The organism is Prauserella sediminis (assembly GCF_014195435.1).
Classification (GTDB): Bacteria; Actinomycetota; Actinomycetes; order Mycobacteriales; family Pseudonocardiaceae; genus Prauserella; species Prauserella salsuginis.
In genome coordinates this window covers 950,612-977,238 of the sequence record NZ_JACIBS010000001.1, presented here as the reverse complement: position 1 = coordinate 977,238, position 26,627 = coordinate 950,612, and the positions used below count along the sequence as shown (strand labels likewise).

Genomic DNA, 26,627 nt, shown 5'->3' with positions numbered 1-26,627 from the left:
GTCGACGTTCCGCCGCGGCCACACCTGACATGTCCGTACAGGGCGAGCCCGTCGACGGGCGACGCCGCTGCCGTTCCACGTTGGATCAGAACGCTACTCGCCTGTGAGTGATCGCTCAAAGCGACGTTCGGCCCACAACCGGCGCGGGCGACGTGCGAGCGACGGGGAACGTGCCATGCTGGAAGCGTCCCGGTGATCGGGCGCGACGTCGGCGAGGAGGAGTTACGTGACAGCGCAGCGTGGACGCGAGGCGAGGACGTCGGCGAGGGCCGCGGCGTCGGCACAGCTGGGCCCTGAGACGCGCGCCGAGTCGTGGCAGCGGCTCGGGAAGGAAACCTTTGACCTCGTCGTGATCGGCGGCGGCATCGTGGGCGCGGGCACGGCGCTGGACGCGGCCACGCGCGGGCTGCGCGTGGCCCTCATCGAGGCGCGCGACCTGGCCTCGGGCACGTCGAGCCGGTCGAGCAAGCTGTTCCACGGTGGGCTGCGCTACCTCGAACAGCTCGAATTCGGTCTCGTCCGCGAAGCGCTGCGCGAGCGCGAACTGATGCTCAACCGGATCGCGCCGCACCTGGTCAAGCCGGTGAGTTTCCTGTATCCGCTGACGCACCGCGGATGGGAACGTCCCTACACCGCCGCAGGCCTGCTCCTGTACGACACGATGGGCGGCGCGCGCTCCGTGCCGGGGCAGAAGCACCTCTCGCGTGCGGGCGCGCTGCGCATGGTGCCCGCCCTGAAGCGCGATGCGCTGATCGGCGGCATCCGTTACTACGACGCGCAGGCCGACGACGCGCGCCACACGATGACCGTCGCCCGCACGGCCGCGCACTACGGCGCCGTGGTGCGCAACTCCACGCAGGTCGTCGACTTCCTCCGCGAAGCGGACCGGGTGTCCGGGGTGCGCGTGCGCGACGTCGAGAGTGGACAGGAGACCGACGTCCAGGCGCACGCGGTGATCAACGCGACCGGCGTGTGGACCGACGAGCTGCAGCGCCTCTCCGGCAGCCGCGGGCGGTTCCGGGTGCGGTCCAGCAAGGGCGTGCACATCGTCGTTCCGCGGGACCGCATCGTCGCCGAGAGCGGCATGATCCTGCGGACGGAGAAGTCGGTGCTGTTCGTGATCCCGTGGCGCAACCACTGGATCGTCGGCACCACCGACACCGACTGGAACCTCGACCTGGCGCATCCGTCGGCGACGCGCAGCGACATCGACTACCTTCTCGAGCACGTCAACAAGGTGCTGGCGACACCGCTGACGCACGACGACATCGAAGGCGTGTACGCCGGGCTACGGCCCCTGCTGGCCGGCGAGAGCGAGGAGACGTCGAAGCTCTCGCGCGAGCACGCCGTCGCGCGCGTGGCTCCCGGACTGGTGGCGATCGCGGGCGGCAAGTACACGACCTACCGCGTGATGGCGGCCGACGCGGTGGACGCCGCGGCCGTCGACGTGCCCGAGCGCGTGCAGGAGTCGATCACCGACAAGGTGCCGCTCGTCGGCGCCGACGGCTATCACGCGCTCGTCAACCAGGCCGATCACCTGGCATCCGACCACGGGCTGCACCCGTACCGCGTACGGCATCTGCTCGACCGGTACGGCTCGCTCATCGGCGACGTGCTCGCCGTGGCCGACGGCAGGCCCGACCTGCTCAAGCCGATCGAGGCCGCGCCGGACTACCTGCGCGTCGAGGCCGTCTACGCCGCCACCGACGAGGGTGCGCTGCACCTCGAGGACGTGCTTGCCCGGCGGACGCGGATCTCCATCGAGTACCCGCACCGCGGGGTCGACTGCGCCGAGCAGGTCGCCGATCTCGTGGGTGATGTGCTCGGCTGGACGCCGGAGCAGCGGCAGCGCGAGGTCGAGGTCTACCGCGCCCGCGTGGAGGCCGAGCGCGATTCGCAGGCCCAGCCCGACGACGAGGCCGCCGACGCCAGGCGAGTCGCCGCACCGGAGGCGAGGGACCGGCTCACCGAGCCGGTCAGCTGACCGCCGCATCTCGCGGCTGACCGCCGCCGGGCTTGCGGCTGACCGGCGTCGAAACCGTCGGCTGACCGGCGTCGAATCTCGCGGCATGCTCGCCGCGCCGGGGGCGATTCCCGGAGCGGCGAGCACGCCGCGCGTGTCCTGCATTCAGGCCCGCGTGTTCTGCACTCGGACCCGCGTGTTCTGCGCCGCCGCCCTGCCGCCAGCCTCCCCTTCAACGCCGCGTCGGGACGCGACTGCGCCGCCGCGAGATGCTGTCGGAGTGTGCCCGTGAGGGCGGCGGAAAGGCCGTGGAGCCTGGTCCGGTCCGTCGCTAGGCTCGGGCGGGTGATCATCGACCGCACGCGGGTGCTGCGCACGCCGCGACTGGTGCTGCGGACGTTCGAGCAGGGAGACCTCGACTCGCTCCATGCGATCCGTTCGCGGGAGGACGTGAACCGGTATCTCTACAGCAGCCCGCTGTCGAGGGACGAGACGGCGGCGAAGCTGTCCACGCGGATCGAGCAGCACTCGACGTTGGCCGAACCCGGTGACACGCTGCTGCTGGCCGTCGCCCTGCGGGGCCCTGACGGCGAGGCGGGCGAGGTGATCGGCGACGTCAACCTGGAGTGGCAGCACGGCGATCACCGGCAGGCCGAGGTCGGCTACGTGCTGCACCCCGAGCACGCGGGCAGAGGCTTCGCCACCGAGGCCACCCGGCCGCTGATCGATCTCGCGTTCACCGAGCTCGGCGTGCATCGCGTGTGCGGACGGCTCGACGGCCGCAACGCGGCGTCCGCGCGCGTGCTGGAGAAACTCGGCATGCGCAGGGAAGCTCACCTGCGGGAGAACGAGTACGTCAAGGGCGAATGGACCGACGAGGTCGTCTACGCTGTGCTGGTGCGGGAATGGGAAGGCGCCGCGTCGTTGTGATCACCGATCCACATGCGACATCCACTGTGGACGTAATGACGACCGCCCGGGAATGGGACAGGGGCGACGTGACAGGGGCGACGTGGCGGGGGAGTCAGCGGCGGTTGACGATCAATCCGGCCAGCAGGGCCGCCGCAGCGGGGATCAGGAACACGAAGAACCCGGCGCGGGTGACGAAGAACAGCGCGATCGCCAGCACCGCTGCCACGGGGACGGCCGCCGAGGCCAGCCGCTGCCGCCACGGTTGCACGGGCGTCGCCGCAGGCGGGTTCACCCGGGACATCCCGCTCTCCTGCCGCGGGCGGTGTTCGAGGACGCTCGGCCGGGGTTCGGGAAGGTCGGCGAACAACGGTTTCAGATCCTTACGGAACTTCGCCCCGCTGACCTGCACCGAGCGCTCGTCGAACTCGGTCAGCTCGAGCCGCCCGGTGCGCACGTGCTCCGACAGCGCATCGAGGGCTTCCTGCCGCTCAGCATCGCTGAGCCGCAACTCGGATCGATCAGCGGCCACACCTCGATCGTAGGCGTGTCGGCCTCGGCGGGGCCACGGTGCCTGCGAAACCGTTGCCGAGTGTTCGCTCCCGAACGCAGCGGGTGGGCCACAGGGCAGTCGCTTACCCGGCGCGTCGGTGCCGTGTGGTGGTCGGGTGCCGGAGTTTCAGGACACGCGCGAAGGAGCAGGCGCGCGTCGGCCCGGTCGTGAGGCGCGGCGACCGGGCGACGGGCGAACGCAGGACACGCGCGCCTGAACGCAGGACACGCGTGTCTGGGTGCAGGACACGCGCCTCGAAAAGTGTCAGTCCTTGAGTTCGAGGAGGACGGTGCCCTGGTTGACGGTGGTGCCGGTTTCGGCGGACAGGCCGGTCACGGTGCCGGACTTGTGCGCGGTCACCGGGTTCTCCATCTTCATGGCCTCGAGCACCACGATGAGTTCGCCGGCCTCGACGTGCTGACCGTCCTCGACCGCGACCTTGATGACCGTGCCCTGCATCGGGGCGGTCACGGCGTCGCCGCTGACCGCGGCCGCGCCGCCGCCCGCGCGCTTGCGCGGCTTCGACTTCTTCGCGGCGCCGCCGCCACTGCCCGCTGCGGCGAGGTTGCCGGGCAGCGACACCTCGAGCCGGCGGCCGCCGACCTCGACGACCACGTTCTGCCGCGGCTCCTCGTCGGAGTCGGCGGCGTCGACCGGCGCGACGTAGGGCTCGATGGTGTTCTCGAACTCGGTCTCGATCCAGCGGGTGTGCACCGAGAAGGTCTTGCCGTCGCCGATGAACGCCGGGTCCCGCAGGATCGTGCGGTGGAACGGCAGCACGGTGGCGATGCCCTCGGCGACCATCTCGTCGAGCGCGCGGCGGGAGCGTTCGATGGCCTGGTCGCGGTCGGCGCCGGTGACGATGACCTTCGCCAGCATCGAGTCGAACTGGCCGCCGATGACGGTGCCGGTCTCCATGCCGGCGTCGACGCGCACGCCGGGGCCGGAGGGGAAGTCGAGCCGCGTCACCGTGCCGGGGGCGGGCAGGAAGCCGCGGCCCGCGTCCTCGCCGTTGATGCGGAACTCGATGGAGTGGCCGCGCGGTGTCGGGTCCTCGGTGAGCTGGAGTTCGTGACCCTCGGCGATGCGGAACTGTTCGCGTACCAGGTCGAGGCCCGTGGTCTCCTCCGAAACCGGGTGCTCGACCTGGAGCCGGGTGTTCACCTCGAGGAACGAGATGGTGCCGTCGATGCCCACGAGGTATTCGACGGTTCCCGCGCCGTGGTAGCCGGCCTCGGCGCAGATGGCCTTGGCGGAGGCGTGGATGGTCGCGCGCTGCTCGTCGGTCAGGAACGGCGCGGGCGCCTCCTCGACGAGCTTCTGGTGGCGGCGCTGCAGGGAGCAGTCGCGGGTGCCGACGACGATGACGTTTCCGTGCTGGTCCGCCAGCACCTGCGCCTCGACGTGCCGGGGCTTGTCGAGGTAACGCTCGACGAAGCATTCGCCGCGGCCGAACGCGGCGACCGCCTCGCGGGTGGCGGATTCGAACAGCTCGGGGATCTCGTCGATCGTGCGGGCGACCTTCAGGCCACGACCGCCGCCGCCGAACGCGGCCTTGATGGCGACGGGCAGCCCGTGCTCGTCGGCGAAGGCCACGATCTCGTCCGCGTTGGCCGCGGGGTCCTTGGTGCCGGGCACGAGGGGAGCGCCGGCCTTCAGCGCGATGTGCCGCGCGGTGACCTTGTCGCCGAGGTCGCGGATCGCCTGCGGCGACGGGCCGATCCAGGTCAGGCCCGCGTCGATGACCGCCTGCGCGAAGTCCGCGTTCTCGGACAGGAATCCGTAGCCGGGGTGCACCGAGTCCGCGCCGGAGCGCTTCGCCACGTCGAGCAGCTTGTCGAACACCAGGTAGCTGTCCGCCGCCGTGTCCCCGCCCAGGGCGAACGCCTCGTCGGCAAGTCGGACGTGGGGCGCGTCCCTGTCCGGGTCGGCGTAGACGGCCACGCTGGCGATGCCTGCGTCCTTCGCCGCCCGGATCACGCGCACGGCGATCTCGCCACGGTTCGCGATGAGCACCTTCGTCACCGCGCCTGCCACGACCTTGCTGCCTCGCTCCGGCACGCCTACCTCCATGTCAAGCCGTTCTCGGTCGGAGTCTACGGACCGGCGGACGACCATCGGTGAGACCCGAGTCACGGCCGGGTGATCGGCGTCGTCAGGCCGAGTGGCGCAGCTCCTCGGGAATCTCGGCGTCGACGAGGATCACGTCGTAGGGCTGGGACTCGTGCAGGGTCTGCAGGTCGGAGGTCTGCACGAGCATCCACGGCTGATGCTCGCCGCAGCACTCCACGAGGCGGTCGACGGCGGTGTAGGCGAGGAGGGCGAGGCGGCCGTCGGGGGTGCGGCGGAGCTCGACGTCGGTCTGCAGCGTGTGCCTGCCGTCGTGCGGGCCGGTGGGCAGGTAGACCACGGGCGGCAGCTGGGGGTTCGTCACCGGCGTCACGGTAGTCGTGCGCGGTCCGTGATCCGGGTTGTCCCACGTCCGCGCGATGTGCCACGGATGAGCGGTCACGGGCGGTGCGGAGCTTTAGGCTCGGTGCGTGCGGAGTGAGTCGTCGGAACCGGAGCAGCCGGAGGGGGCCGAGGGGGCGGAGTCTGCCTCGGGCAGGCCGCCCAGGCCGGTGCTGCTGACGGTGGCGCTCGCGGCCGTGGTGGTCGTGGCGTCCCTGGTGGCGGCCGTGCTGCTGCGCCCCGGCGACGAGCACGAGGCGGCCGACGGGCTCTCGATGCCGACGCCGACGGCTGCCGACGGCTGCGGCGGCGGTCCCTGCCGGGTGGTGGCTTCGGCGTCGGTGAACGGTATGACCGTCGAGCTGCTGGCTGCCGAGCGCGGGTCGGCGGGCAGGCTGCGCGCGGGCGGGCCCGCGTCGGCGAGCGTGGCCGAGGTGGCGATCGGCACGATGGGGGTTCCGCTCAACCAGGATTCGCTGCGCTGCAAGGAGAGTGCGACGCCGGTGTGTCTCGTGCGCGGTCCGCACGACGGCGGCATGGTCGGTGAGCTCCACGTGTGGCAGGGCGACAGCTGGCGGTCGGATCAGCGGCCGTACTTCTCCGACGCGGGCAGTGTGACGCTCGACGACGTCGACGGCGACGCCGTGCCCGAGGTGGTCGTCGTCAGTCACGACTGCAGTGACGTCGACAGCGTCGCGGCCTGCCGGGAGGCGCCGGTGTTGGCCGAGGTGTTCGACCTGTCGGGCGGAACGGTCGGCTGTACGGGTACCTACGGCTCGCCGGGGTCGCTGCGGGGTTGGCCCGAGGTCGACGTCGAATCGTACGAGCTCATGGCCTGCTCGTAACACACCGTCACGATTCCACTGGTCCGAACCGGTCACGAGCGTGTGAACCGGATCTCACGGACGCGTCTTTCATCTAAGGCTTACCTAACGTAGGTTCGGATTCGTTAGGTAAGGCTAACCAAGATGTCGCCGACCGGATGGCACCGACCGGGCATCGAGGTTCGGCTTCGTCCCCGGGAATCGCCGGCGACGAAGCCGGCGGGAAACGAGGAGTGAACGCCGTGTCTGACGAGGGAGTTGTCTGAGTGTCCTCACCGGTCCTGGCGCGGCCCCGGCCCCAGTACGACGCCGCCGACCTGCTGACGGCCTACCTGCCCGGCTCGTTCTACTACTCGTCGCCGCGGGGCACGCTGCTCGCCGACGGGGTGCACGCCGCGGTGGCCGCCGAACCGGGTGCGTCCAGAGCCGAGGCCGCGGCACGAGCACTCGCCGACGCCCGCGCCGCGGGGATGGTCGATCCGATCGTCGCCGGCGCCGTCGGATTCCGGCCGGACGACGAGGCGAGCCTGGTCGTACCGGCTCTCGTCCGCCGCGCGCCCGCACCGGACCGGACGACCGCCGCCTCGGCCGCGTCGGCACCGGCCCGCGCGAGCCGGATCGTCACGCCCCAGTCCGATCTCGCCGACTACGTCGAGGCCGTCCGCAAGGCGCTGCTGCACATCGAGACCGGTGACATCGACAAGGTCGTCCTCGCGCGCGCCCTCGACGTCACCGCGGACGCCCCGGTGTCCGTGCCGCCGCTGCTGGCGCGCCTCGTGCACGCGGACCCGGCCGCGCACGCCTTCGCCGTCGACGTCACGGCCCCCGGCGACCCTGCCGCCCGCACCCTCTTCGGCGCCAGCCCCGAACTGCTGATCTCCCGGCGCGGCCGCACCGTCACCGTCAACCCCCTGGCAGGCTCCCGGCCGCGCAGCGCCGACGACGCGGAGAACCGCAGGCGCATCGACGACCTGCGCACCGCCGCCAAGGATCGTGCGGAGCACGAACTCGTCATCCGCCAGGTCGCCGACGTGCTGCGGCCGTTCTGCGCCGACCTCGACGTGCCCGAGCCCGAGGTGGTCGGCACGCCGACGATGTGGCACCTGTCGACCCGCATCACCGGCACGCTCGCCGAGCCCGGCGACCCCGCCTCCTCGTCGCTGGCCCTCGCGGAGGCGCTGCACCCGACCCCGGCCGTGTGCGGCGTCCCGACGACCACCGCCCGCGACGTCATCGCCGACCTCGAACCCACGCGCCGCGGCTACTACGCCGGGCTCGTGGGCTGGACGGCTGCCGACGGCGACGGCGAATGGGTCGTGACGATCCGCTGCGCCGAGGCGTCCGGCGCGGCCGTGCGCGTGCACGCGGGCGCGGGCATCGTCGCCGGGTCCGACCCGGATGCGGAACTGGCCGAGACGCGGGCGAAGTTCCGCACCCTGCTCGGCGCGCTGGGGGTGGCCGAATGAACTCCGGACCCGCCGGGAGCACGAGCTCCGTTGTGGACCCGTTCGTGACGGCCGACTCCACTGTGGACGCCGGCCCCGACCACACGCCCTGGCCCGCCGAGGACGCGGCGCGGTACCGGGCGCTGGGCCACTGGCGCGGGCAGACGTTCGGCACCTGGCTCAGCGGCCTGGTCGCGGCGTATTCCGAGCGCACCGCGGTCGTCGGCGTCAGTGCGGCGACGGGCCAACAGGTGCGCTGGAGTTACGCCGAACTCGACGAGCGGTCCCACCGACTCGCCGCCGGGTTCGTCGACCGGGGTATCGAGGCGGGCGAGCGCGTGCTCGTTCAGCTGCCGAACGTCGCCGAGTACGTCCCGGTCGTCTTCGGGCTGTGGCGGGCAGGCGCCCTGCCGGTGTTCGCACTGCCCGCACACCGGCATTCCGAGCTGGTGCACTTCGCCTCGCACGCGGAGGCGGCCGCGATCGTCACGGTCGGCAGCCACGAACGTCACGACTACGCCGCCGAGGCGCGCTCGGTGGCCGACGAGGTGCCGTCGCTGCGGCACGTGTTCGTCGTCGGCAGCGACGAGTTCGCCGACCTGGCCGCCGCCGAACCGCGGCAGCTGCCCGACCCGGACCCGGAGGGCCTCGCGTTCCTGCAGTTGTCGGGCGGCAGCACGGGAATGTCCAAACTGATCCCGCGCACGCACGACGACTACCTCTACAGCGTCCGCGAGAGCGCCCGGATCTGCCGGCTGCGACCCGACAGCGTGTACCTCGTGGTGCTGCCCGTCGCGCACAACTATCCGATGAGCTCGCCGGGCATCCTCGGTGCGCTGCACGCAGGGGCGGCGGTGGTCCTCTCGCCGCGACCGGACGCGGACACCGCGTTCGCGCTCATCGAGGCCGAGGGCGTGACGATGTGCGGAGTCGTGCCGCCGCTGGCCGCCGCGTGGGTGCAGGCCGCGGGCCGCACGGCGCGCGACCTGTCCACATTGGAGGTGCTGCTCGTCGGCGGTGCCAAGTGCGGCAGGGAACTCGCCGAGCGCATCGAACCGGCGCTAGGTTGCCGGCTGCAGCAGGTGTTCGGCATGGCCGAGGGGCTCGTGTTCTACACGCGCCTCGACGACCCGGACGAGCTCGTACTGTCCACCCAGGGCAGGCCGATCTCCCTCGACGACGAGATCCGCGTGGTGAACCCCGACGACCCGGATGCGGGCTCCGACGACGTGGTCCCACCGGGGCAGGCTGGCGCGCTGCTGACCCGCGGCCCGTACACGATCCGCGGCTACTACCGGGCGGCCGAGCACAACGCGAAGGCCTTCACGGCCGACGGGTTCTACCGCACGGGCGACCTGGTGCGGCTCCACCCGTCGGGGCATGTCGAGGTCGTCGGCCGGGTCAAGGAGCAGATCAACCGCGGCGGCGAGAAGGTCGCACCGGAGGAGGTGGAGAACCACCTCATGGCCCACCCCGACGTCCTCGACGCCGCACTCGTCGGCGTGGCCGACGAGTTCCTCGGCGAGCGGACCTGTGCCTACGTGGTCCCGGCCGACGGGGCCGAGCCCGCCGAGGCCGAGCTGCGGCGGTTCGTGCGTGAACGCGGCGTCGCGGCGTTCAAGGTCCCGGACCGGGTCGTGCTCACGGCCGAGTTCCCCACGACCGGCGTCGGCAAGACGAGCAAACGGGAGCTGCGGGCAGTGCTCGCGGCTCAGGCGAAGAACGGGTGATGTCGTTGTCCCTGCCGAAGATCGAGCCCTACGCGCTGCCCACGGCCGGTGAACTGCCGGTGTCGCGTGTGGACTGGCACATCGAGGCGCACCGGACCGCGCTGCTCGTGCACGACATGCAGCGGTACTTCATGCGCCCGTTCGCCGGTGCGCCGATCCCGGAGATGACCGGCAACATCGCCGCGCTCGCCGCGGCGTGCCGGGAGCGGGGCGTCCCGGTGTTCTACACCGCCCAACCCGCGACCCCGCCACCCGGCGAACGCGGGCTGCAGACCGACTTCTGGGGCCAGGGAATGCGCGCCCACGTCGACGACGACCCGCACGTGGCGGACATCGTCGACGAACTGACCCCGGCCGCGGGCGACACGGTGCTGACGAAGTGGCGCTACAGCGCGTTCCAGCGCAGCGACTTCGCCGAACGCCTCGCCGACGCGGGCCGCGACCAGCTGATGATCACCGGCGTGTACGCCCACATCGGTTGTCAGGCGACCGCGCAGGAGGCGTTCATGCGTGATGTGCGGCCGTTCCTCGTCGCCGACGCGGTCGCCGACTTCGCCAGGGACCGCCACGACCAGGCGTGTGCCTACGTGGCGGGTTGCTGCGGGGACGTCGTCGACACCGACACCGCCCGCGGCGCGCTCACCGCGCCCGTGACCGCAGGGGCGCGGTGACGACCGGCTCGCGCCCGGCTCGAGTCCGCCAGACACCGCCACAGCAGACGCCACCACGACAGACACCGCCACAGCAGACGCCACCACGACAGACACCGCCACAGCAGAGGACAGACCATGGCAGACCCCACGCAGCAGGCGGGCCTCACGGCCGCTTCCGTCCGCGCCGACGTCGCCGACCTGCTCGGCCGTGAGGCCGACGACATCGCGGCCGAGGAGAACCTCCTCGACGCCGGCCTCGATTCGATCCGCATCATGAGCCTCATCGAACGCTGGCGCGCAGCGGGAGCCGACGCGGTCGAGTTCCCGGATCTGGCCGAACGGCCCGAACTCGGCCACTGGATCGCCCTGCTGACCCAGGAGAACGCATGACCGATCGTCGTGGTGCTTCCGGTCATGTGGTTCGACCGGGTGCGGGTGTCCCGCAGAACACAGGAGAACGCATGACCGATCGTCGTGGTGCTTCCGGTCATGTGGTTCGACCGGGTGCGGGTGTCCCGCAGAACACAGGAGAACGCATGACCGATCGTCGTGGTGCTTCCGGTCATGTGGTTCGACCGGGTGCGCGGGTGTCCGGTGGAACACAGGAGAACGCATGAGCCGAGTCGATCACCGCCACCGCCATCTCGACCGGATCGCGGAGGTGCGTGCGGGCGACGGTGCCGAGAAGGTGGGCTATCCGATTGGGATCCGTACCGTCGAGGTCGTCCGTACCGCGATGGTGGGCTCCGGGCTGATCCGCCTCACGCTGGGCGGTCCCGGCGTCGACGGCTTCGAGGCCCACGTGCCCGACGAGCACGTCAAGCTCGTCTTCGCCGATCCCGACGGCACGCTGCGGCTGCCCGAGTCGAACGGCACCATGCTGTCGTGGCCGAGGCCCTCGCCGACGTCGCGGGAGTACACGGTCCGCCGGTTCGATCCCGACGCGCGGGAGCTCGACATCGACATCGCGGTGCACGACGGCGGCCTCGCCGCGGAGTGGGCGCGCACGGTCGAGGTGGGCGAGCCCGTCCACGTCGCGGGTCCGCCCGGAGGGCTCGTCGTACCCGACAGCTACGACAAGTACCTGCTCGGAGGTGACATCACCGCGCTGCCCGCGATCGCGAGGTGGCTCGAGGAGATGCCGCCGACCGCCGAGGGCTGGGCCGTGATCGAGGTCGCCGACGCCGGTGAGGAGATTCCGCTCGACGCCCCAGACGGCGTCGCGATCCACTGGCTCCATCGCGACGGTGCGCGACCGGGAACGACGGATCTGCTGGAGTCCGCGATCCGGTCCCTTCCCGTTCCCGGTCCGTCCGATGAGGACAGCCTCTACGTGTGGCTGGCCGGTGAGGCGGGCACGCTCAAGCCGCTCCGCCGGTGGGTCCGCGACGAACTCGGCCTCGCCCGCCGCGACTACGACATCACCGGCTACTGGAAGCTCGGCGTCGCCGACTACGACGACGACCACGACTGACCGGCGAAGGCCGACAACTGAATCCCCGACCCCACTCGAGTTGTTCAAGGACGAATACGATGTCTCTGCTCAGATCCCGTCTCGCCAAGGGAGTGGTCACCACGGCCGCTCTCGCCCTGACCGTCGGCATCTCCGGTTGCGGAGCCGCCGGCGGAGAGCAAACCGAGGGCCCCACCCGGCAGTTCGAGGCCGACAACGGCACCGTGGAGATTCCGCAGGACCCGAAGCGGGTCGTCGCCACCGGTTACGCCGTTCCCACGCTCATCGAGGCCAACGCCCCGCTCGTCGGCATCTCCTCGTGGGAACGGGGTGAACCGCTGATGTCCGACGAGGACCTCAAGACCTACAAGGACCTGCCACGGGTCGCCGGTGAGACCGCTGCGGAGACGAATTACGACGCGATCGCCGAGCAGGACCCCGACCTCATCGTCATCGGCGTGCCGAAACCCATCTTCGGCGAGATCGACGCCGAGCGCCTCGAATCGATCGCGCCCGTCGTGGCCGTCGGCCCCGAGGTGCCGTCGGCGTGGCGGGAGGTTTCCCAGAAGCAGGCCGATGCGGCAGGCGCACTCGAGAAGTTCGACGAGGTCAAGAACGCGTACGAGAGCAAGGCCGACGAGCTGAAGCAGAAGTACGCCGACGTCCTGCCCGATCTCGAACTGGCGCACGTCGGCGGCTACGGCGAGGTCGAGAACGGCAACTTCCAGCGGGAGTTCGACGGTTCCTGGGGGACGAATATCGCCAACGACATCGGCGCGAAGTACTACGGCGAGGTCGAGGAGAAGGGCAAGGGTTCGCGCGCGGTCAGCGAGTACCCGTCGCTCGAGGAACTGCCGTCGGCCATGCGCGAGGCCGACGCGATCACCTACACGGTGGACGCGGACGGGTCCGCACCCCAGCCCGTCAAGTACGCCATGGACTCGAACCTGTGGAAGAACCTGCCCGCGGTGAAGAAGGACATGACGTTCCCGATCAAGTACACCGAGGCGGCGACGTACGGCCAGGCGCAGCAGACACTCGAGGGGTTGGACGAGACGTTCGCACCCCTGCTGAAGAAGTGACGCCGCGGACGTGACGAGCGCACCACCCGCGAGCCCGCCCACGGCGAGGACGGCCCGCCCGGTCGTCCTCGCCGTGGGGCTCGTCGCCCTGTTCGCCGCCTGCGTCGCCAGTGTCGCCGTCGGCTCGCGTGCCGTGCCGCTCGGCGAGCTCTGGCGGGCGCTGGCGGACTTCGATCCGCTCAGCGGTGACCACCTGGTCGTGCGCGACATCCGGCTGCCGCGGACGCTGCTCGGCGTCGCCGTCGGTGCGGCACTCGCCGTCGGCGGCGCGCTGATCCAGACGTTGTCGCGGAACCCGCTCGCCGAACCGGGTATCCTCGGCGTCACCCACGGAGCCGGGTTCGCGCTCACCGTGGGCGCCGCGCTCGGTCTCGCGGGCTCGACGGTCTCGCAGCTCGGCCTCGGTGTCGTGGGATCGGTGCTGGCGACGGCCCTCGTGTACGCCGTCGGCAGGCATTCCACGTTGCGGCTGCTGCTCGCGGGTGTCGCGTTCTCCGCGGTACTGATGGGCGTGTCGCTCGGAATCCGGCTCATGTCTCCGGACACATTGGACAAGTACCGGTTCTGGTCGGTCGGCTCGTTGGCAGGACGGGAGCAGACGGACCTCACGGTGCCGCTCGTGGCGATCGGCGTCGCCCTCGTCGGCGCGCTGGTGATCGCGCGGTCGCTCAACGCGGTCGCGCTCGGCGACACGGTCGCGCACACGCTGGGGGCCAACGTCGCGCGCGTCCGCACGCTGACGCTGGTGCTGATCACGGTGCTGGCGGGCGCGGCGACCGCGGTCGCGGGGCCGATCCTGTTCGTCGGCCTGATCGTGCCGCACCTGCTGCGCAGGTTGACGGTGGGTTCGGTGCCGTGGCTGGTCGGCCTGTCGGCGGTCGTGGGGCCGGTGTTGATGCTCGTGGCGGACACGATCGCGCGGGTGCTGCTGGACACCGGCGAAGTGCCGGTCGCCATCGTCACCGCCTTCCTCGGCGGTCCGATGCTGATCTGGGTGGTCCGGCGATACGGGGCGGGATCGCTGTGACCGACATGCAACGACCGGACACGCCGCGGCGGCACGCGCAGTCGCAACACACGCAGCCGCCGGACACCCAGCCGCCGGACACCCAGCCGCAGGACACCCGGCAGACACCGGAGGCGCCGCTGCTCCGGCGCACCTCGACGGTGCGGGTTCCCGTGCGTGGCCGCGCGTGGTTCGTGGAACGGCGCACGGTCGGACTCGTCGTCGGCTGTGTCGTGGCGATGCTCGGACTCGGCTTCGTCGGCCTGTCGTACGGCACGAGCTGGGCCACGCCCGGTGAGGTGTTCGGTGCGCTGACGGGGCTGGAGCCGTCCGTGGTGATCGCCGAGTGGCGCGCACCCCGCGTGGTGGCCGGGATCCTGTTCGGCGCAGCGCTCGGGGTGGCCGGGGCGATCTTCCAGAATCTGACGCGCAACCCGATGGGCAGTCCGGACATCATCGGTCTGGACGCCGGTGCCTACACCGGCACGCTGCTGGTCATGACCGTGTTCGCGGGCACGTCGGTCACCGTCGCGTTCGGGGCGGTCGCCGGCGGGCTGGTGACCGTGGCGCTGGTGTACTCGCTGTCGCGGTCGAACGGACTGTCCGGCATGCGCCTTGTCGTCATCGGCATCGCCGTCAACGCCATGGTCACGGCGCTGAACAACTGGCTCGTGCTGCGCGCGGAACTCGAGGTCGCGATGGCCGCGGTCGGCTGGAACTCGGGCTCGCTCAACGGCATCGACTGGGAAGACCTGATCGTGCCGCTGGCCGTCATCGCGGTGCTGTTGGTCGTCATCGGTCTCCGGGCTTCGGCCTTGCAGCAGTCGGCGCTGGGCGACTCGATCGCCGTGTCGACCGGTGTGCCGCTGGAACGGCAGCGGCTGCTGATGGTGCTGGTCGGCGTCGGCTGCACGGCGACCGTGACCGCGGTGGCGGGCCCCGTCATGTTCGTGGCACTGGCCGCACCGCAGATCGGCCGCCGACTCGCGAGGGCGCCCGGTATTCCGCTGCTGCCCGCCGCGCTGACCGGCGCGGTGCTGCTGCAGCTGGCCGACATCATCGCGCAGATGCTGCTCGCCCCCGTGTCCCTGCCCGTCGGCGTCGTCACGACGGCGATCGGCGGCGGTTACCTGATCTGGCTGCTCGCCCAGGAGGTGAGGCGGAGATGACCACTCGACTGTCCGCCCAGGACGTGACCCTGAGCTACGGCGAACGGGTCGTGTCGACCCGGCTCAGCCTCGACGTCCCCGACGGTGCGTTCACCGCGGTCGTCGGGCCGAACGGCTGCGGGAAGTCGACGTTGCTGCGGGCGTTCGTCCGGCTGCTGAAGCCCGGTGAGGGCACGGTGTCGCTGGATTCGCGTTCCGTGTCGGACTTCCCGGCGAAGGCCCTCGCACGCGAACTGGCGTTCCTGCCGCAGGACCCGCTCGCGCCGGAGGGCATCACGGTGCGCCAGCTCGTCGCGCGCGGCCGGTATCCGCACCAGTCGCTGCTGGCGTTGTGGACCACGGCCGACGAGCAGGCGGTGGCCGAGGCCATGGTCACCGCAGAGGTGGAGGACTTCGCCGACCGGCCGGTGGCGGAACTGTCGGGCGGGCAGCGCCAGCGCGTGTGGGTGGCGATGGTGCTGGCGCAGGACACGCCGTACCTGCTGCTCGACGAACCGACGTCCTTTTTGGACATCACGCACCAGTATCGGCTGCTGGCGCTGCTGTCGCGGCTGCGGGACGAGGGCCGCACGGTGATCGCGGTGCTGCACGACATCAACCAGGCGTGCCGGTACGCCGATCATCTCGTCGCGATGAAGGACGGCCGGATCGCCGCGGAGGGCACGGCCGCCGACGTCGTCGACGCGGCACTGATCAAGGACGTGTTCGACCTGCCGAGCGTGATCGTCGCCGACCCGGTGAGCGGCACGCCGATGGTCGTGCCCGAGTAGCCGCAGCCGCCGACCGGCCGCACCGGCCGGTTCTGCCCAAGGCGTTCGTGAGGAGCGAGTGTTGTCACCGTCGGAACACGCGGAATCCGCGGCACCTGCCGCCGAGCTGTTCGAGTTGACCAGTGCGCAGCTGGGCATCTGGAACGCCCAGCGCCTCGAACCGGATTCGCCGTACTACGTCGTCGGTGACGTGGTGCAGCTCAGCGGTGAGGACCCGGTGGACGTCGCGCTGCTGGCCGAGGCGATGACCGGCACCGTCGGCGACGCCGAGTCGCTGCGGCTGCGGCTCGCCGACACCACCGACGGGCCGCGGCAGTGGATCAGCGACGAACCGGTGCCCGCACCGCGGGTGGTCGACGTCAGCGGTGCGGCCGATCCGCGGGCCGCAGCGGAGGAGCTCGTGGCGGCGGAGCGGTCCGCGCTTGCCGAATCGTCGCGTGGCATGACCGGCCGCCCGCTGTACACCCAGACGATCATCACGCTGTCCGCCACGGACGTCTGGTACACGCAGCTGGGGCACCACCTGGTGTTCGACGGGTACAGCGCGGCGATGCTGGCCCGGCGCACCGCCGCCCGGTACACGGCGCTGGTGCGGGGCGAGGAGCCGCCGAAGTGCCCGTTCAGCCCGTTCGCCGATGTCGTCGCCGCCGACCGCGACTACCTGGCGAGCGAACGGCCCGAGGCCGACCGTGCGTACTGGGTCGACCGGATGACGCCGTTGCCGGACCTTCCCGAGTGGACCGCTCCCGGTTCGGGCCTCGCGGACACCGTGTCGGCGAGCGCGGAGCTGCCTGCCGAGGACATGGCAGAGCTGCGCGCGTGTGCGGACCGGGAGGGCGTCACGTGGGGCGACGCCCTCCTGGCCTGCTACGCCGTGTTCCTGCACCGCGCGCTAGGCCGCACCGACGTGGTGTTCGCGCTGCCGCTGATGTGCCGCACCAGCGGGGCGGAACTGCGCACGCCGAGCATGGCGGTGAACGTGCTGCCGTTGCGGCTGGAGGTGCGAGGCGGCGACACCCTCGGAGTCGTCGCGCGGCGCGTGGCCGAGGCGATGGCCGAACTGCGTGCCCACCAGCGCTACCGCGGGGAGAACCTGCCGCGCGACCTGGCGGCTCCGGGGGCGGGGGCGATCCTGCACGGGGCCGGCGTGAACCTGAAGGCGTTCGACCTGACCCTGGATTTCGCCGGTTCGCAGGGCGTGATGCGCAACGTCGCGGGCGGACCGCCGGAGGACATGGGGCTGAGCGTGCTGCCGAGTCGCGGCGGTGGGTTGTTGCTCGGCTTCGAAGTGGACGCCCGCACTCACACGCAGTCCGATGTGGATGCACGGCTCGACGCGGTACGGTCGATCGTCCGGCAGCTGTCCGCGGATCCGGATGGGACGGCGGAGGGCACGGCGGGACGCGTCTCGCTGCTGCCCGGCGAGACCCGCGCCGCGGTGCTCGAGGCCTGGACACCGGCCGCGATCCCGGGAGAACCGGCTGCGGTGCCGGACGTCCTGGCTGCGCTGGCGACGTCCCGCGGCGGCGAGACGGCGCTGGTCTGCGGCGGCGAACGGGTCACCTACGCCGAGCTGGCAGGCAGGGTGCACCGACTCGCGCGTGCGTTGCGGGCGCGCGGCGCGGGTCCCGACGACGTGGTGGCGGTCGCCCTGCCGCGGTCGGCCGACCTCGTCGTGGCGCTGCTGGCCGTGCTCGACGCGGGGGCGGGGTTCCTGCCGCTCGACCTCGACCACCCCGACGAGCGCCTGCGTCTGCTGTGCGACGACGCGCGGCCCGCGCTGGCGATCACCGACCCCGCGCTCGGCCGTGACCTCGGCGCCGTGCCCACCCTGGCGGTCGCGGACGCGTCCGGTTGCGACGACCGTCCACTGTCGTCCGGCGAACTCGCCCGCGAACGCAGGCCCGACGACCTCGCCTACGTCATCTACACGTCCGGCTCGACCGGAACGCCCAAGGGGGTGCTCGTGCCCTCGGCCGGCCTGCGCGCGCTGCTGCACCATCAGCGCGCGACCGTCGTGGCCGACACCCAACGCAGGGCCGGCCGCAGGCTGCGCGTCGCGCACACGTACTCGTTCGCGTTCGACTCCGCCCTCGACCAGCTGCTGTGGCTGCTGTGCGGGCACGAACTGCACCTCTACGACACCCAGGTCACCAAGGACGCCGACGCGCTGCTGGCCGCCTGCGAACGCGACGTGATCGACGTCGTCGACACCACGCCGTCGCTCGCCGCACCGCTGCTCGACGCCGGCCTGCTCACCGGCGCGCACCGGCCGTCGCTGCTCGTGCTCGGCGGTGAGGCGACACCGCCCGCGCTGTGGCGGCGCATCGCCGAATCCGATGTGGCCGGACGGAACATCTACGGCCCCACCGAGGCGACCGTCGACGCGGCCTACGCCGACATCGTCGGCGACACCCCGGTGATCGGTAAACCCTTGGCGGGGATGCGCGCGTACCTGCTGGACAACGCCCTGCAGCCGGTCGCACCGGGCGCGGTGGGGGAGCTGTACCTCGCGGGGTCGCAGCTCGCGCGCGGCTACCTCGGTCGGTTCGCAGGAACCGCTGAACGCTTCGTGGCCGATCCGTACGGGCCCGCAGGCGGCCGGATGTACCGCACCGGCGACCTCGCCCGGTGGACCCCCGAGTGCGGCTTCGACTATCTGGGCCGCGCCGACGGCCAGGTGAAGATCCGCGGCCACCGGGTCGAGGTCGGCGAGGTCGAGGCGGAACTCGGCGCACTGCCCGGGGTGAGCGGCGCCGCCGCGATGGTCCGCCGCGACACGACGACGCCGCGGCTAGTCGGGTACGTCGTGCCCGAACGCGGCGCGGCCCCGACCCCCGACGGGATCCGCGACGGCCTCGCCGAGCGGCTGCCGGACCACCTGGTGCCGTCGGCCGTCGTCGTGCTCGACGAGCTGCCGCTCACCGTGGGCGGCAAGGTCGACCGTGCCGCCCTGCCCGCGCCGCGCGTCGCGACGTCGGGCAGGTCGGCGTCGACCGAACGCGAACGGTTGCTGTGCGCCGTCGTCGCCGAGGTGTTCGACCTGGCGGCCGACGACGTGAGCCCGGACGACGACTTCTTCGGCCTCGGCGGCGACAGCATCAGCGCGATCAGCGTCAGCAGCCGCCTCCGCGGCCACGGGTTCGAGCTGCGCCCGCGCGACCTGCTGGCCCGGCGCGACCTCGCCTCGCTGGCGACGCGCATGTCGGCCTCCGGCGACGAGGCCGCGCCCGTCATCCCCGATGAACCGGTCGGCACGCTGCCCGCACCGCCGATCGCCCGCGGCCTGCTCGACCCGCATACCGACCCGGCCGCCTTCGCGGGCTACGCGCAGTGGACGGTCGTCACGACTGCCGCGCCGCTGGCACCCTCGAGCGTGGTCACCGGCCTCGGTGTCGTCCTGGACACGCACGCCGCGCTGCGGCTGCGGTTGACCGGCCGCCGGGAACTCGAGGTACGGCCCGTCACGGATGTCTCCGCCGAGGGCATGGTGTCGGCCGAACCGGCCGGCGCCGATCCGGCCGACGTGGCCGAACGCCTCGCGGCCGAGCTGGACCCGGTCGCCGGCGACGTACTGCGGCTGGCCCTCGTCGGCGACGACCGGCTCGTGATCGTCGCCCATCACCTCGTCATGGACGGTGTGTCCTGGCGAGTGTTGCTGCCGGACCTGCGGGCCGCCTGCCGCGGCGACGCGCTGGCCCCCGTGGGAACGTCGTGGCGTGCGCATGCGCTGGCGCTGGCCGAACAGGGTGGCTCGGGAGAGCGCCGCGGCGAACTGGACCACTGGCGCGACGCGGCCGATCCGGAGATCCGGCCGCTCGGCCTGTCTGAACTCGATCCCGCACAGGACACGGCCGCGACGGCCCGCCGTGACGTCACCGTCCTCAGTGCACGGTCGTCGGCCGCCGCGTTGACGGCGCTGCCCGCGGCGTACCGCACCGGAACCGACGAGGTGCTGCTCGCGGCACTGGCCCTGGCGCTGCGGGTCGTGCGGTCGGCGGGCGCGCAGGCGCGTCCGCGCCGCGACGCGTTCGGGATCACGGTCGAGAGCCACGGCCGCGAACCGCTCGCTCCCGGGGCGGACCTCTCGCGCACAGTCGGCTGGTTCACCGGCGAGTTCCCGGTGCGCGTTCCCGTCGAGACACTGCGGACCGGCGCGGAACTGCGCGATGCCCTAGCAGGCGGCGAAGCCGCCGGACGACTGTTGCGCGCGGTCAAGGAGGCTCGCCGCGCCGTGCCCGGCGGCGGCCTCGGCTACGGCATCCTGCGCCACCTCGACGACGGCGCCGAACTCGTCCCGGAACCACCGGAGGTCCTGCTCAACTACCTCGGCAGGTTCGCCGCACCCGACGGCGGCGACTGGCGCCTGCCCGAACGCGAGGCCTTCGGCGTCCTCGAGCCCGAGGACAAGGCGCTCGAGCAGGTCCTCGCGCTGAACTGTTTCGTCCACGAGCACGCCCCCGACGGTGACGCTGCCGACGGTGGCGCTGCCGACGGTGACGGCGGCCCGCGGCTCGCCGTCGAATGGACCGCCGCGGGCAGGCTCGTCGACGCCGACCTCCTCGCCGAACTGCAGCGGGCCTGGACCGAGGCGCTCGATGCGCTCGCCGCCCACGCCGAACGCATCGGCCCCGGCGGTGGTGGGCTCACGCCGTCCGACCTGCCGCTCGTGTCGCTGACCCAGGCCGACATCGACGCGCTCGAACAGGCGCGTCCCGTGTCGGACGTGCTGCCCGCGACGGCGTTGCAGGCCGGGCTCTCGTTCCACACGATGGCCGCGGGTGACACCGACGCGGACGTCTACGTCGTGCAGGCCGTGCTCACCCTCACCGGAGAGCTGGACCGGCAGCGGCTCGCCGACGCCGCGGCGGAACTGCTGCGCAGGCAGCCCGCCCTGCGCACGCACCTCGCCACGACCTCGGCGGGTGAGGTCGTGCAGGTCGTGCCCGCCGAGGTCGACCTGGACTGGCAGCACGTCGATATGTCCACAGTGGACTCAGGCGACGGCGATGTGGAGGCGCTGTTCGCCGAGCGGTGCCGCGAGGAGCTGGCGCGCCCGTTCGACCCCGAGGTGCCGCCGCTGATCCGGTTCCGCCTCTTCCGGTTCGGCCCGGCCGAGCACCGGCTCGTGCTCACCAACCACCACGCGCTGCTCGACGGCTGGTCGATGCCGCTCACCGGGCGGACCCTGCTTGGCCTGTACCGCGAACTCGGCGGCGGACCTGCCGTCGCGCCGTCGGCGTCGCTGCAGGACTACCACCACTGGCTGGCGAGCAGGGACCGCAACGCCGCGCTCGACGCATGGCGCGACGCGCTGTCCGGTGTGGACGAGGCGACCCTGCTGGCTCCCGCCACCGCGCGGCGGGAGACCGCCCGGCCGCAGCACGTCACGCTCGATCTGGGGGAGGAGTTCAGCAGGCGGCTGAGCGCCTTCGCCCGGGACCGCGGCGTCACCGTCGCCACCGTGCTGCAGACGGCGTGGGGACTGCTGCTCGGGAGACTGACCCGCAGGCGCGACGTCGTGTTCGGCTGCCCGGTGTCGGGCAGGCCCGCCGAGGTGGACGGCGTCGAATCGATGATCGGCCAGCTCGGCAACACGATTCCCGTGCGGGTGCGCTACCGCCCGGACCAGCGGGCGGCCGAGCTGCTGGAGACCGTCCACGACGAGTCCGTCGCGCTCGCCGAGCACCATCACCTCGGCCTGCCCGACATCCAGCGCGCAGTCGGCGTGGGCGAACTGTTCGACACGATGCTGGTGATGGAGAACTTCCCGTTCAACGGCGCGGGCCTCGCCGTTGACGAGTCCGTCGCGCTGGCCGACGTCGACATCACCGACGCGACGCACTATCCGCTCACCGTCATCGCGCTGCCCGGCGATCCGCTGCGGCTCGTGCTCAGCTACCAGCCGCACGCGCTGCCCGCCGACACCGTGCGCGGGTACTCCCGGTGGCTGCACACGCTGCTGACCGAACTGGTCGCCGCACCCGACCGGCCAGTCGGCAGGCTGCCGATGCTCGACGCCGGCGAAACGGCCGCGGTGCTGCACCGGGGCACGTCACACCACCCCGCGACACCGCGCGACGGGGTGCTGGAGACGTTCGCCTCGTGGGTGGCCCGCACCCCCGACGCCGAGGCGCTCGTGTGCCGCGACCGCAGCCTGACCTACGCCGAACTGGACCGGCAGGCCAACCGCCTCGCCCACCGCCTCCTGGAGGCGGGAGCGGGGCCGGAGACGCCCGTCGGCATGCTGCTGGGCCGGGACGTCGAGATGATCGTCGCGCTGCTGGGGATCCTCAAGGCGGGTGCGGTGTACCTGCCCCTCGACCCGGACTACCCGAGCGACCGGTTGGCCTACATGATCGGCGATGCGCGGCCGGCCGCGTTCGTCACCGACGCCGGCGCGCTGGCCAAGCTCGGCGGGGAGGTCCCCGGTGACGGCGTCGTGGTGCGCATGGACACCCCGAACGCGCAGACCGCCGGCCGCGACGACGACCCGGCGGGCGCCCGCGCGTCGCTGACGCCGGACTCGCTGGCCTACATCATCTACACGTCCGGCACGACGGGTAAGCCCAAGGGTGTGGCCGTGACTCACCGCGGCATCCCGGATCTGATCGCGCTGCAGGAGGAGGTCGTCGGGGTCACCGAACGCGACCGCTACCTGCACTTCGCCTCGACCAGCTTCGACGTCGCGTTCTGGCAGACGATGGTGCCGCTGGCCTCCGGCGGAACTCTCGTCCTCGCGCCGGAGGAGGTGCGCGTGCCCGGCGACGAGCTGCTCGACTACATCGCCGAGCACCGGCTGACCGGCGTCAACCTGCTGCCGTCGTTCCTGTCGGCCGTGCCCGAGGACCACACGGTGCCCGACGACGTCTTCTTCGTGGTCGGCGCCGAACGCCTCGACCCGGAACTCGCCGACCGCTGGGGCAAGGGCAGGCGCGCGCTGTTCAACGCCTACGGGCCGACCGAGGTCACCATCAACTCGGTCACCTGGCACTACGAACCGGGCGAGACCGGCGCCGTCCCCATCGGACGGCCCGACCCGAACGTGCGTGCCTACGTGCTCGACGACGGCCTGCAGCCCGTCGGCACCGGCGTGCCCGGCGAGCTGTACCTGGCGGGGCCGAAGCTCGCCCGCGGTTATCTCGGCAGGCCGGGACAGACGTCGCAGGCGTTCGTGGCCGATCCGCACGGCGAACCGGGATCGCGGATGTACCGCACCGGTGACGTCGTGTACTGGCGCCCCGACGGGCAACTGGTGTTCCTCGGCCGCGCGGACCGGCAGGTCAAGGTGCGCGGATTCCGGATCGAGCTCGCCGAGATCGAGACGGCGCTGACGCGGCACCCCGACGTGCGCGGATGCGCCGTCGTCGTGCGCGGCGGCAGGCAGCTCGTCGGGTACGTGATCCCCGCAGAGGGTGCGGAGTTCGATCCGCTGCGGCTGCGGGAAGACCTGCTCGGCGAGCTGCCCGACTACATGGTTCCGGCCGCGTTCGTGCGGCTCGACCGGTTGCCGCTCACGCCGGGCGGGAAGCTCGACGAGCACGCATTGCCCGCACCCGACCACGCCGGCGGAGGCGCGGGACGGGAACCGTCGACCCACGCCGAGGAGGTCCTGCTGGGCATCGTCCGGGACGTGCTGGGCGCGGGCGACATCCGCCTCGACGACCACTTCCTCGAGGTCGGCGGTGACAGCATCGTCTCGCTGCAGGTCGTGTCCCGCGCGCGCAGGCAGGGCCTGCGGCTCGGGCCGCGGGACGTGCTCGACGGCGGGACCGTCGCGGGCATCGCCGCGCGCTGCAACGCCGCCGTGGACGGCGCCGACACCGGACCGTCCACAGGGGATGCCCCGTTGACGCCTGTCATGCGCGACCTGCTCGACCGCGCACCCGAGCCGGGCGATTTCTGCCAGTGGACCGAGATCTGCGTGCCAGCGGGCGGCGACATCGCCACGTGGTCGCGAACGGTGGACGCGCTGCTGCGGACCCACGACGTGCTGCGGGCACACCTCGCAGCGGAAGCCGACGGCACGGTGCCGGGGAACCGGGTGCTGCGGATTCCCGAACCGGACGCCGTCACCTCGGCGGACGTGCTCACCCGCGTCACCGCCACCGGAGACGTGCGCGGTCTCGTGGACGGCTGGATCGCCGACGTGCGGGAGCAGTTCGACGTCGACCACCCACCGCTGGTGCGGGTGCTGTGGGTCGATCGTGGCCCCGCCGAGCTGGGCAGGCTCGTGATCGTGGCACACCACCTGCTCGTCGACGGCGTGTCGTGGCGGGTCATCCTCGACGACCTCACCGACGCCCACGACGGCAGGGAGCTCGTCAAGCCGACGCCGTTCCTGGGCTGGGCACGTGCGCTGGACTCGGCCGCCGAGGCGAGGTCGGGCGAACTGCCGCACTGGCGCGGCGTCGGGCGGAACCCGCAGAAACGGCTCACCCGCGCCCGGTTCGACCCGGTGCGGGACACCGCCGCGACGGCCGTGCACCACGAGTTCTCACTGGACCCCGAGACGAGCAGGACCCTGCTGACCAGTCTGCCCGCCGCCTACCACGCGACGCCCGACACCGTCCTGCTGACCGCGCTCACCAGGGCGATCGCCCGATGGCGGGACCGCGAACCGGACCTGTACGTCGCCTTGGAAGGGCACGGCAGGCACGCGCCGGACCCGGCCGGGGAGTTCGACCTGTCGCGCACGGTCGGCTGGTTCACCGCCGTCCACCCGGCGCGGATCACGCTGCCGGAAGATGATCCCGCCGCGCAGCTGAAGGCCGTCAAGGAACAGCTCCGCGCCCAGGGCGACGGTCTCGGCCACGGAATTCTCGCCGCGGCAGGGCAGGTGAGCCCGGTGCGGCCGGACGTCAGCTGGAACTACCTCGGCCAGTTCACGTCGCCGCCCGAGAGTGAGCGCGCGTGGCAGGTGCCGCCGGGGTCGGCGCCGTTCGGTTCCGGCGGCGACACGATCCCCATGCCGCACAGTCTGCTGTTCAACGCGATGACCACCGGCGGCGATGACGGCCAGGAGCTGCACGTGCGGGTGAGCTGGCCACGGGCCGTGCTGACCGATGCCGACGTCGCCGGGCTGGTGGAGACGTTCCGGGAGGAGCTCACCGCGTTGGCCGCAGATGAGGACGCGCGGGCGGGCGGGGGCCGCACGCCGTCCGACTTCGAGCTCGTCTCCCTCACCCAGTCCGATGTGGAGGCTCTCGAGCGGCGGTACCGCGTGGCCGACGTGCTGCCGCTGAGCCCGTTGCAGGAACTGATGCTGCAGCACTCACGGCGGGTGCCCACGGGCGAGCGCGATCCGTACACGGTGCAGGCGGCGTTCTCGCTGACCGGTCGAGTCGATGTCGACGCGCTCCACGCCGCGGCCTGCGACCTGCTGCGGCGGCATCCGAACCTCGGCGCCGCGTTCCCGCCGGGGCTCGACGTCGCGGTTCTGTCCGCCGACGCGGCACCGGATCGCCGCTATGTCGACTCCTCGACCGAGGCCGACGTCGACGCCGCGGTCGAGCGGGTGCTGGCCGCGGACCTGTCGGAACCGTTCGACCTGGCCGAGGGGTCGGCGGTGCGGCTGACCGTCGTCCGCCGGGCCGCCGACCTGGTCGAACTCGTCCTGACCACGCATCACGTGCTGTCGGACGGCTGGTCGGCCCCTCGCATGCTCGGGGAGATCTTCACCGCCTACACCGCGCGGACCGCGGGCCCGGAGACGGTCGAGCAGTCGGAACCGGTGCCGTTCACGCGGTACCTGCGGTGGCTGTCCGAACGCGACCGCGCCGCCGACGTCGCAGCATGGGCGGGCGAGCTCGCGTCGGTGGACCGGTACGACAGGGCGCTGCCCGACACCCCGGCCTCCGGTGCGGCCGCCGGGGACGTGGCTGCCGCGGCGGCGGCAGCGATGCCGGAACCGGTCACGTTCGACCTCGAACCGCAGTTGGTGCGCGATCTGGCGGCGACGGCAGCCGCTCGCGGAATCACGCCGGCGACCCTGGTCCAGGGCGCGTGGGCGGCCGTGCTGACGGCGCGAAGCGGGCGCAAGGACGTGCACTTCGGAACGATGGTGTCCGGCAGGCCGCCCGAGGTGGACGGTGTCGAGGAGATCATCGGCCTGCTGGCGAACACGTTGCCGGTGCGCGCGAACCTCACCGGCTCGCTCGACGGCGTGCTGCGCGACCTGCAGGACCGGCAGCAGGCGATGGCCGAACACCACACGGTGTCGCTGCCCGCACTCGAACGGTCGGTGGGAGTGAAACGGCTCTTCGACAGCCTGTTGGTGTTCGAGAACTACCCGGTCGACCCGGACCGGCTGGCCGAACCCGCACCCGGCCTGCGGCTCACGGGTATGCGGTTCCGCGAGTTCACCCACCACCCCGTGACGGTCACCGTGATGCCGGAGGGCGCCGGCTGGCGCGGCATCGTCGCGTGCCGGCCGGGCATGGTGGCCGAGTCGGCGGGAACCCTCGCCGCCGCATTCGAACAGGTGCTGCGGGCGCTGCCGGACCTGCTCACCGGTGACGGTGCCGCGGCCGAAGCCCCGGCCGGCGCCGAGGCGGCGGTGCGGCTCGCGAGGCGGTCCCTGCGGGCGGGTCCGGAGTGACCGCGCAGACCGGCAGCGA

General features: G+C 72.1%; 16 protein-coding genes. 13 read left to right on the top strand and 3 right to left on the bottom strand.

Annotated elements, in window-relative coordinates:
• The first annotated feature begins 226 nt into the window (after positions 1-226).
• Together FB384_RS04330 and FB384_RS04325 are read left to right on the top strand one after the other, a co-directional pair.
• Positions 227-1,984: a glycerol-3-phosphate dehydrogenase/oxidase gene (locus tag FB384_RS04330; protein WP_323985118.1), complete on the top strand. Its 1,758-nt coding sequence runs from the start codon at positions 227-229 to the stop codon at positions 1,982-1,984.
• Between the two features lie 327 nt (positions 1,985-2,311).
• The gene (locus tag FB384_RS04325; RefSeq protein WP_183784958.1) at positions 2,312-2,893 is read left to right on the top strand and encodes a GNAT family N-acetyltransferase; all 582 of its coding nucleotides are present in this window, start codon (positions 2,312-2,314) and stop codon (positions 2,891-2,893) included.
• A gap of 94 nt (positions 2,894-2,987) precedes the next feature.
• On the opposite strand, the gene FB384_RS04320 is transcribed toward FB384_RS04325, so the two are convergent.
• From FB384_RS04320 to FB384_RS04310, 3 genes are all read right to left on the bottom strand, one after another.
• A complete protein-coding gene (locus tag FB384_RS04320; RefSeq protein ID WP_183779347.1) occupies positions 2,988-3,404 on the bottom strand; it encodes a DUF1707 SHOCT-like domain-containing protein in 417 nt (138 codons plus the stop codon).
• A 285-nt stretch (positions 3,405-3,689) separates the two neighbouring features.
• Positions 3,690-5,486, bottom strand: coding sequence for an acetyl/propionyl/methylcrotonyl-CoA carboxylase subunit alpha (locus tag FB384_RS04315; RefSeq protein ID WP_407676063.1), 1,797 nt, complete (start codon positions 5,484-5,486; stop codon positions 3,690-3,692).
• Between the two features lie 94 nt (positions 5,487-5,580).
• Positions 5,581-5,859 carry an SAV_915 family protein gene (locus FB384_RS04310; RefSeq protein WP_183779343.1) on the bottom strand — a complete coding sequence of 93 codons (279 nt, stop codon included), beginning with the start codon at positions 5,857-5,859 and terminating at the stop codon, positions 5,581-5,583.
• A 106-nt stretch (positions 5,860-5,965) separates the two neighbouring features.
• On the opposite strand from FB384_RS04310, the gene FB384_RS04305 reads away from it, so the two are divergent.
• From FB384_RS04305 to FB384_RS04255, 11 genes are all read left to right on the top strand, one after another.
• Positions 5,966-6,721, top strand: a complete 756-nt coding sequence (locus FB384_RS04305; RefSeq protein ID WP_258938337.1) for a hypothetical protein — start codon at positions 5,966-5,968, stop codon at positions 6,719-6,721.
• A 245-nt stretch (positions 6,722-6,966) separates the two neighbouring features.
• Complete coding sequence (locus FB384_RS04300; protein ID WP_183779341.1) at positions 6,967-8,166, top strand: isochorismate synthase; 1,200 nt, start codon at positions 6,967-6,969, stop codon at positions 8,164-8,166.
• Positions 8,163-9,875 (top strand): (2,3-dihydroxybenzoyl)adenylate synthase, encoded by a 1,713-nt coding sequence (locus FB384_RS04295; RefSeq protein WP_183779339.1) that lies wholly within the window; start codon positions 8,163-8,165, stop codon positions 9,873-9,875. The genes FB384_RS04300 and FB384_RS04295 overlap by 4 nt, the downstream gene beginning before the upstream one ends.
• Positions 9,875-10,546 carry an isochorismatase family protein gene (locus FB384_RS04290; protein ID WP_183779337.1) on the top strand — a complete coding sequence of 224 codons (672 nt, stop codon included), beginning with the start codon at positions 9,875-9,877 and terminating at the stop codon, positions 10,544-10,546. Before FB384_RS04295 ends, FB384_RS04290 begins: the two co-directional genes overlap by 1 nt.
• A 117-nt stretch (positions 10,547-10,663) precedes the next feature.
• Entirely contained in the window at positions 10,664-10,918 is a 255-nt protein-coding gene (locus tag FB384_RS04285) for a phosphopantetheine-binding protein (protein WP_183779336.1), read from the top strand.
• 223 nt (positions 10,919-11,141) lie between these two features.
• A complete protein-coding gene (locus FB384_RS04280; RefSeq protein ID WP_183779334.1) occupies positions 11,142-12,002 on the top strand; it encodes a siderophore-interacting protein in 861 nt (286 codons plus the stop codon).
• 59 nt (positions 12,003-12,061) lie between these two features.
• Positions 12,062-13,063: an ABC transporter substrate-binding protein gene (locus tag FB384_RS04275; RefSeq protein ID WP_183779332.1), complete on the top strand. Its 1,002-nt coding sequence runs from the start codon at positions 12,062-12,064 to the stop codon at positions 13,061-13,063.
• Between the two features lie 10 nt (positions 13,064-13,073).
• Positions 13,074-14,090, top strand: coding sequence for a FecCD family ABC transporter permease (locus FB384_RS04270; protein ID WP_183779330.1), 1,017 nt, complete (start codon positions 13,074-13,076; stop codon positions 14,088-14,090).
• A 218-nt stretch (positions 14,091-14,308) separates the two neighbouring features.
• Positions 14,309-15,238, top strand: coding sequence for a FecCD family ABC transporter permease (locus tag FB384_RS04265; RefSeq protein WP_407676088.1), 930 nt, complete (start codon positions 14,309-14,311; stop codon positions 15,236-15,238).
• On the top strand, positions 15,235-16,008 hold the full coding sequence (locus FB384_RS04260; protein WP_183779326.1) for an ABC transporter ATP-binding protein: 774 nt from the start codon (positions 15,235-15,237) through the stop codon (positions 16,006-16,008). Before FB384_RS04265 ends, FB384_RS04260 begins: the two co-directional genes overlap by 4 nt.
• 58 nt (positions 16,009-16,066) lie before the next feature.
• Positions 16,067-26,608 (top strand): amino acid adenylation domain-containing protein, encoded by a 10,542-nt coding sequence (locus tag FB384_RS04255; RefSeq protein ID WP_407676062.1) that lies wholly within the window; start codon positions 16,067-16,069, stop codon positions 26,606-26,608.
• Positions 26,609-26,627: the final 19 nt, after the last annotated feature.